Source organism: Arthrobacter sp. Cr_A7 (genome assembly GCF_029222765.1).
Lineage (GTDB): Bacteria > Actinomycetota > Actinomycetes > Actinomycetales > Micrococcaceae > Arthrobacter.
Map to the genome: position 1 here is coordinate 1 of NZ_JARHXQ010000107.1, position 7,754 is coordinate 7,754.

Here is a 7,754-nt window from a genome sequence, read left to right on the forward strand (position 1 = left end):
CCCCAGGCTCTAGAGACCCTGTCCTCGCTCACGCCAACTACACCCAGGTCACAGCCGACCGGTCGTCGATGAGCACGGAACTCCGATGGGGAAGTTGAAGCCGCGACCAGGCCGCAGACGCACCGTTCTACCGGCCTTAGGCCTAGTTGCGCTGGGCCGAACAGTCGGCAACGCATCCGGCCTGTCGGCGCCTCGATGCTGGCATTATCGCAACCGCAACGTCGGGCGTTGCGGCATGTCGTCCTTCGCTATCGCCCGGTTATACCGCTGAGAACTTGGAGCCCCTCTTCGAGACCAATCCGCCGATAGCTTTCACTCGGCATTCCATCGACGAGCCTGGCCTCGCGCCGTTCCTTCACACCGCGCACGACGTCCTCGGAGACCTCGTTAATGCGGCTTCGCATCAGGGCCAGGGCGTTCCGTGTCCGTTCAGAGAAATTCGGACCAAAATTGGTCTCGATTGCTGCGATTACCTCTCTGGCGGAGAGGACAGCCTCAGGATTCTCTTCGACCACTGGAGACGTCGCTGAGATCTCGATGTTGAAATCGCTGACGCGCCCCTCTGGGTGATAGACGAAGACGTCTTGGATTCTGTCGCGAAGCGCGGCCCGGATCTCCCAGTCGAGAGTGGCGTCACCAGAGGGTCCCTCCGGAAGCAGGAGTCTGGTAATTCCGAGATCGGCGAGCTGGGTGATCACGGCGATGAAGTCTTTCGGAACCGTGACTTCACGATTCGCTGGAAAGACGTCAAGGCTTGAGTGGTCGCCCGTCCTCTTATCGATGTGAAGTACGTAGATTTCGGCGTACGCCCCAAACGCGATTTTTGCTTTGGTCGCCGCAGCGGCTGGATCGTTCCGTCTTCCGGTAAGCTCGGCACGCTTGAGCGTACGCTCAAGCACCTCCCGTTCACCCTCTCTGTCGAGAAGCTTCGTGAAGTGTGCGATGTTCTCGCGTCGGTGATTGAAGAACTGCGTGACGGCGGCTTGGATGAGCACACTCGCGCCCAGTGGAGCAAATGGGCTATTCGAGATTACTCCAACCCGATCGTGCCCAGTCCAGTCGGGGAAGAGGTCAGCAAGGTCTGCGCTCCTCCCGTCGATGCGTATCTTAAAGAGCTCAGACTGAAGCTGAAATGAAGTGTGCACGTTCTTCTCCTCGCTGTGTTGTCACTGGCACTGTGTGCGACTGACGGCCGACGGTCGACACGAACTTGTCGGGGAAATGGGTTGCGGCGAACTCTGGCCAGCCGACATCCCAGGAGATCACAGCTCCGTCGATGCCGGCCGCCTCCATCGAGGCAAGAGCGAGTTCCGTTGACAACCGGTACTCCTCCTCGCCGCCGCTCTCGTCCCAACCCAGAGCCGTGGGGCTGGTGGGTGAATCTGCGCATCAATGATTTCCATGTCTCGGTCTCTCCTCAGTCGTAGTCAGCGCCGTTAGGCAGTGTTACCCGTCGCTGTCGCCGGGGCGCGGCTCGTCAACTAAGGGATCCAGAAACCGCAGCTTCCCTCCATGACACCAGTGTCCTGACGGCAAACTCGCCCTGACCTAGTTGTGGAGTATAGACCAGTTGATACGAACGTAGTTATAGTTTTCTGAAAGTCCAGAAGCTACATGTACGCGGACAGTTTCTTTGCCTGTTGCGAACCATAGAACCGGTGTGGGAAAAAGCCGTTGACGTTTCTATCGAGCGGCGTCATCGCGAATCTTCGCCGGAGGTCAGGGGCTACCATGGAAGCGGCCGATGTCCCCGAACCGCTTACTTTTCGGGCGGGCGCAAGCGGCAACAGGGGTCTGGGAAGCTCATTGAAGTGCTCTTCGCCAGCCGATACGGCGGACAGCTCAAGGGCGATACAGTAGGGGAGATTTCTATGAGGGGCACCACGGGAAGTGATGTGATTGAGCACCCTGGCGCAGCGGCTGATGACGTCCCGACACGGCAGCGGATCATTGAAGCTACGGTGCGCCTGATAGTACAAGAGGGAGTGCGGAGCCTCAGTCACCGTCGGGTGGCGAGAAGTGCTGGGGTAGCGCCCGGTGCTCCTTACTACTATTTCAAGACAATCGACGATCTTCTCGTTCACGCGTTTGAGGAGGCGTTCGAGCGGGAAGAGCCGGGGTTGGCTGCAGCTCTCCAGGCCATCGCGGCGGGAGAGGATGTTGCGACGACGCTCGCCACCTTCTTGCACGCCCGTCTCGCCGACCGCGAGTACTTGGTTCTCCTCAACGAATTTTGGGTCGTCGCGCTTGCCGACGAGCGGCTTCGGCCGCTCGGTCGCGCGTGGGGACAGAGATTGCAGCAAGAGCTCAGCCAGTATCTTGACGATGAGTCGGCGGCGATCATGGCGGTAAGCCTCATCGGCGGGCTCGCTCAGTGGGCCACTGTAGCCGACCCTCCAATGACAGTCGAGCAGTTGGCCCGAGTGCTCCGCCGTGGTCTGGTAGGCCCGACATCCTCGAGTGTCTGCGGCGTTCCCGATTGACGCGAATGAGGAGATGGGTGCGGAAGTACCAACTCCTCATTCTTCATAATGCACCGGGAACTGCAGCACCGCCAGCGTTGCGTTCCAGACGGTCGTAGAGCCGTCTCCGGTCCCCGCTGGGCCGGTGCAATACACAACCTCTCCTGAGCACGTCGGGGAGGTCCCCTTTGACCCCGTTTGGGGCCGGCTTTACATGACGCCGGCTATCAGCTTCCGACGCTAGGGAGTCTGCACTAGGGGAGTGGCACCCATGCCATGGTCGTGCACCATCGTCCCTATTCGCTCCCATAAGCGTTTGTGCAGAGGGTCTCTGCACAAACTGTCTCTATTTTGGCGGGAGCTGCGCCAAGGCATCAGAGCTGCCGGCGGACTAGCGGTCATAGGGGAGTTGTTTAGTCTTCGGGCAGGTAGAGGAGCTGTGCGGGCAGTCTAAGTTCGCTGGAGGAAAAGTCTTCCTCAACGCCTGGCGCGGCCCCCTCCTTGGGCAGTGGTCGATTACTACTGACATCATTCCCTACCGTGACGAGCCTGTTCTTCGGGGATCCTTTCGGCCCGCCCCGCCTTATTGGTAGGCAAGGTTTGCCGAAAAAAGCATAGGCAGCCGGACAGGAAGGCGACTGTCGCTCCGACTGCTGCGGTCCAACGAAAGAATCTACGCATGATTGTTGTCACCATGCGGGAGTTATCTGCGGATCACCGTGGGGTAGCATCGCGAGTTGCACCCTCTGTCGCGATTTAGTTATTGCCTGGTTCCATTGTTGACGGGGCGAGAAGACCGCTGGGGACCTGTCTTCAGGTCGCTGAAAAATCAGCGGTGATCAAATGCCCTAGGTCCCATTTCGCTTCTGCTGGTGAGCTGACGGATTCGGAACCTGCGAATGCCATTTGCGTCGATGGCCGGATTTAGTGGGTCGCCGCGGGGTCGGTGGTTTGCTGGTTGTGAGTGGTTATGAGCGAAGTGCTGCTCGGGCGAAGGCTTGCCCTGACGCCTTGATGGTGTTGGCTTTGAGCCCGAAGCGGTCGTTGAAGATGCCGAGGTTCAGCAGGACCTCGTGGGCGTCGACGAGGAGTGATTGGACGGTGTTCGGTTCCAGTTCGGCTCCGGTGTGGCTGCGCCAGCCGAGTGCTTCGAGGCCGAAGGTGATAGTTTCGAGGTAGTCGGCCCATTCTGTGCTCTTCCCTGCGGCGACCTCGAGCAGGAGTAACAGCGTCGCGTCGCGTTCGGAGTCATGGCGGTGCCGGTGGGCGATGGATCGTGCGAGGAAGAGCCAGAGGCCTTGGGGATCGTCGAGCAGCCGCTTGGCGGCGGATGTGAGGATTAGCTTGCCTTTGATTTTGCGTATCAGGCCGAGCCGTTGAGCGCTTTCGCGCAGCTGAAGGACGGGCAGGGTCTGGTCCTCGCGGTTGGCTTTGCCGATCCAGTCCTTGGCCCAGTCGAGCTCGGTCATTGCCTCGCGGACGACGGCCGGCGGTAGCCAGCCGGCAGCGGTGAGGGACAGACCCTCGTGCCCGATGCGGCGGGTTAGCCAGAGATACGGGGCGGTCATCGCCTCGGCGACGTCTGCTTCGACCGTTGCGGGACCGTCGAGGGCGGCGGCGTGCAGGTATGAACGGAATTCCCGTCGTAGTCCGGGAGGCATCCGGTGGGCGAGTTCCTGGGTCAGTGACTGGCTTCCGGGGTCTCGTTCGTTGGCCGTGGGAGCAGGGAACAGCAGGGCCAGTTCCTTGTGCACGCCATTGATGTCCAGCTGTTCTGGGTCGAATTCCTGCCATGGGCCGGCCGTCCAGGCGACCCAGGCCTGAAGGTCGCTGTGCTTTTCGTGGCGCGGGTCTGCGAGGGCGTCGAGCAAGCTGTAGTAGCCACCGATGCCCCCGGAATCTTCCAGCGGCGCCCGCCGTGCGCCGTCCACGAGCCGCGCCCTTGGGGCGTTAGCTGGCATGGGGAGAGTTCCGGTGAGTTCGAGGCGGTGGATCCAGCCGTCGCCGAAGTCATATTCATAGAACAGGGGACCGGATTCCGGGGTGAGGACCTGGCCAAGGGTCCAGTCCGTCTCCGGGAGGTCATCGTCATTGTCTTCCAGCAGATCCAGAGGGACCCAGCGACGTGGTTCGCGGACGTGCCCGTTGACGGCGCGCAGACGAACAAAGGGGTCTGTGTCCGTGAAGGTGCGAATCCCGCCAGCCGACGGCCGTTTGGATGACTCCGTGGATCTCGTCCAGGGTCAGGGAAGGGGCGATTTCGAGGAGTCGCCAGATGGCCGGCTCGCTGCCCACGATCCAGACTTTCACCTGCAGCAACATTGACCCGGGATCTTCATCTGCAGCTCGCACCGTCACAGCACTATCCTGCCAGTCCCAGTGTTCGGGCGAGACCTGTCCAGGCCCGCGGGGTCAGCTGTGCAAGCGCCGGTAGCAAGCCTGGTGGCCCAGGTGTTGCCGCTTGTTTGGCATGCTGTTCAGAATCGAGTGGCTGGTGCAGCTGACCATCCTGACCACGCCGCACATTCGGAATGGGTGGCGCCACAACCTGCTCCGATATGCCTCTTGATCCTGCTTTTCGGAGGGGCTGGGTTGTCAGCCCGAACCCTGCCGCTGAAAAAGCGATGATCTTCCAGGACGGAAGGCCGTTTTCGAGTTCGTCAAGGAGGCGGAGCATGTCATCTCCCACCCCGGCGAGGAAGCCTGACGTGGCACCGTACCTCCTGGGTACAAGGAGGTGAAACTAGGTGAATCTGGTGAAAGTAGTGAAACTCTTGCCACGATCGGCCCGCCTGTCGACCAAAAGCAAGACCGGCACAGGGGGGGGGGGCGGCATCGAGCTGAACAGCAACGCGGCCTTGCAGGCATGAAAGTCTAGGACTGGTTCGAGCCCTTTCACGACGCCTCCGTCCCGCCCTACGTACGCTGAAGACACGCGGATCCGCGTTGTCTGCAATGGTCTATGAAACGGGCGATGTTTGAGATTCCGTCTTCTCCAGCCTCACAGGTAATCCTCAGGTTTACCGGCACATAATGGACCGAAGCTCTGGTCAACCGTTATTTGACTGGAGCTTCGCCAATTTCAGGTCGGCAGGGTGAATACGAGCTGCTCGGTCGTCGACGCGGGACTCTCCACCGCACATCCGCGCGTGGCGAAGCTCCGGCCACGCACGTCGCGGCAGGGGAGTGGCGCCGGCCGTCTCTCGGGGTGCGCTAATGGTCTGGTGACGGGCACCCGGGATCGGACGTGGGAACAACGGCACAGTAATGTGCGTTGCAGTCTCGTCCAAATAGAAACAGAACACCAGAAATGAGAAGCACCCAACGTGGCAACCGATTACGACGAAGTCCGTTCAGACGTCAAGGAAACCCAAGACAGCTCCCTGGAGGCGCTGAAGTCCGCCAGCGCCCCGGATGCCCGCAGCGTCGTCACCGAGCTGGACGAAGCCGACGCCCTCGATGAGGGCCTGACTCCGGGCGGAGAAATTGTCTCCGAGGAACTCGTTGTTCAGGTCATCCCGCAGGGCAAAGACGAGTTCACCTGCTACTCGTGCTTCCTGGTCAGGCACCAGTCCCAGCTCGCGCGCGAAAGCAACGGCCATTCCTACTGCATCGAATGCGAGGGCTAAGCGCCCTGAACCTGGATGTCGGAGTACGGGATCGCCTCCGCTTCCTCCCATGCGACGTCGCCGGCCTCGCGGACGTAGAGGTTCGAAGTCGCGGCGTTGAGCCCATAACAGCGGAGAGCCGATGCCTCGGAGCCGGCGTCGTAGCTGTCGATCAGGGTTTCCGGACCCTCCTGGGAATGGAAGACCTTGACCTCACCGGACAGGGGCTTCCGGTACTGGTCAGCGAGTTGGGTGCGGCTCTTTTCGACGATGCCGGCCAGTTCCTCACCGAGGTCCTGCACCCGCTTGGAGAGGCGCCTCCAGCCAAACAGCGCAGAACCTTCTTCCTTCCTCTCCCAGGCGACCTCGGCGGCGGTCCTGACGGAGATGGAATCACCTGCATGAACAGCCTCGTAATGGCGGAGAACGGAAGTTTGCCGCCGGACATCGTAGGCCTCTATGACAGCCTCAAGCCCGTTGCTGCTGTCGAAAACAGTGACCCGACCGTTCTTGCCCATCTCCCCGGAGAGTTCCCGTGAACCCTCCGGACGAGGGCCGCGAGGTACTTCTGCGCCGGGACGGCCGGGGCGGTCACCAGCCCTGGCGAGGGCCGACGGGCTGGTTTGCCCTGGGGAATCTCACCGGCGTCCAGCGGCTGCCAGGGCTGTCCGTCGTTGTACGCGGCCTCGAGGCCGGCGACCTTCTCGTTGACGGCAGCATTGATGAACTCACTGAGCGAGGCGTAACCCAGAGTGTCCTTGGTGGCGTAAAAGGCCGCGCGCATCCTCTTGGTGTCAGCCTCATCCTGATACCAGCTCGCCTTGTTCGGGTAGCGGCGCTTTGCCAGGGAATTGCTCCGGTTCTCAGCAGTCATGGTCTAATAGTACTATTTCCGCCTGCCCTTGGCGTCACTCAACCCACCGAATCTAACCGATTGAGGCAGGGCCAGGAGGCGCCGGATGAAGATCTTCCCCTGCGAATCGGGCAAATGACTCGCAGAGCGGGCCGCCGTAGGGCGGCCAGCCCCGGCTGATCCTTCGCGCGTTCCGCAGGCTTTGAACCGGCTCAGGCGGACTGGCTGCAAAGCCGGAATTCTGGGCTAAAAGAGATGCATAATTGAAGCTCAACCCGCTAGCTTTACATAATCTCGGTTATCGGCCAGTTGAATACCGGGAGTAGAAGTAGCCCCGAGACTCCCGCTCCTCGACGAAATCGGCGTTCACAGGGCAGGCGATGATCTGCCTATTTGCTGACAGAATGCGACCACCGCCGGCTCAGCTTCGAGCATGAAGCGAGCGGACCCTCAGGGAAGCTCAAGACGATATGGTCAGCTGTGCTGTTGTCGGATCAGCCCGTATGGCACTTCTGGATGCGCCCTGACAACGTAGCTACCGGGGCCGGTTCTCGTGACCATAACGCCGACTCGGTAATACGTGGCCGCCCTCCTTATTGTTGATATCGCCTTCTCCAGGGCCTCGTCTAATTCCTCGACGTTAGCGACATTGACTTCGAGCATGCCTGTGAGGCGTTTCTCTTCGTCTTTAGCCGAAGCATTCTCCGGCGCGTTCGTTGGGGTCCTGTATATCGTGTCCATCGCGCTCTTCCAATTGGGGGTGCCTCGGATCGCTCATCTCTAAGCACGAATCAGTAAAAAGGTGTCATTGTTGACGAGTGCAGCTCGGTT

At 60.7% G+C, this 7,754-nt stretch carries 8 protein-coding genes; 2 read left to right on the forward strand and 6 right to left on the reverse strand.

Annotated features, from left to right (window positions below; translation table 11 throughout):
• Positions 1–248: 248 nt before the first annotated feature.
• On the reverse strand, positions 249–1,145 hold the full coding sequence (locus P2Q66_RS06490; RefSeq protein WP_275726476.1) for a hypothetical protein: 897 nt from the start codon (positions 1,143–1,145) through the stop codon (positions 249–251).
• A 726-nt stretch (positions 1,146–1,871) separates the two neighbouring features.
• Here P2Q66_RS06490 and P2Q66_RS06495 point away from each other — a divergent pair.
• Entirely contained in the window at positions 1,872–2,483 is a 612-nt protein-coding gene (locus P2Q66_RS06495) for a TetR family transcriptional regulator (protein WP_275726478.1), read from the forward strand.
• A 947-nt stretch (positions 2,484–3,430) separates the two neighbouring features.
• On the opposite strand, the gene P2Q66_RS06500 is transcribed toward P2Q66_RS06495, so the two are convergent.
• On the reverse strand, positions 3,431–4,657 hold the full coding sequence (locus P2Q66_RS06500; RefSeq protein WP_345795621.1) for a plasmid pRiA4b ORF-3 family protein: 1,227 nt from the start codon (positions 4,655–4,657) through the stop codon (positions 3,431–3,433).
• Positions 4,551–4,784 carry a hypothetical protein gene (locus P2Q66_RS06505; RefSeq protein ID WP_275726487.1) on the reverse strand — a complete coding sequence of 78 codons (234 nt, stop codon included), beginning with the start codon at positions 4,782–4,784 and terminating at the stop codon, positions 4,551–4,553. Before P2Q66_RS06505 ends, P2Q66_RS06500 begins: the two co-directional genes overlap by 107 nt.
• A gap of 1,004 nt (positions 4,785–5,788) precedes the next feature.
• On the opposite strand from P2Q66_RS06505, the gene P2Q66_RS06510 reads away from it, so the two are divergent.
• Positions 5,789–6,091, forward strand: coding sequence for a DUF4193 domain-containing protein (locus P2Q66_RS06510; protein WP_275726480.1), 303 nt, complete (start codon positions 5,789–5,791; stop codon positions 6,089–6,091).
• On the opposite strand, the gene P2Q66_RS06515 is transcribed toward P2Q66_RS06510, so the two are convergent.
• The 3 genes from P2Q66_RS06515 to P2Q66_RS06525 form a co-directional block, all read right to left on the reverse strand.
• A complete protein-coding gene (locus P2Q66_RS06515; RefSeq protein ID WP_275726481.1) occupies positions 6,088–6,588 on the reverse strand; it encodes a hypothetical protein in 501 nt (166 codons plus the stop codon). The two genes, P2Q66_RS06510 and P2Q66_RS06515, sit on opposite strands and share 4 nt — an antisense overlap.
• A complete protein-coding gene (locus P2Q66_RS06520) occupies positions 6,528–6,944 on the reverse strand; it encodes a hypothetical protein (protein WP_275726482.1) in 417 nt (138 codons plus the stop codon). Before P2Q66_RS06520 ends, P2Q66_RS06515 begins: the two co-directional genes overlap by 61 nt.
• Before the next feature lie 453 nt (positions 6,945–7,397).
• Complete coding sequence (locus tag P2Q66_RS06525) at positions 7,398–7,664, reverse strand: hypothetical protein (protein ID WP_275726483.1); 267 nt, start codon at positions 7,662–7,664, stop codon at positions 7,398–7,400.
• Between the last annotated feature and the right edge of the window lie 90 nt (positions 7,665–7,754).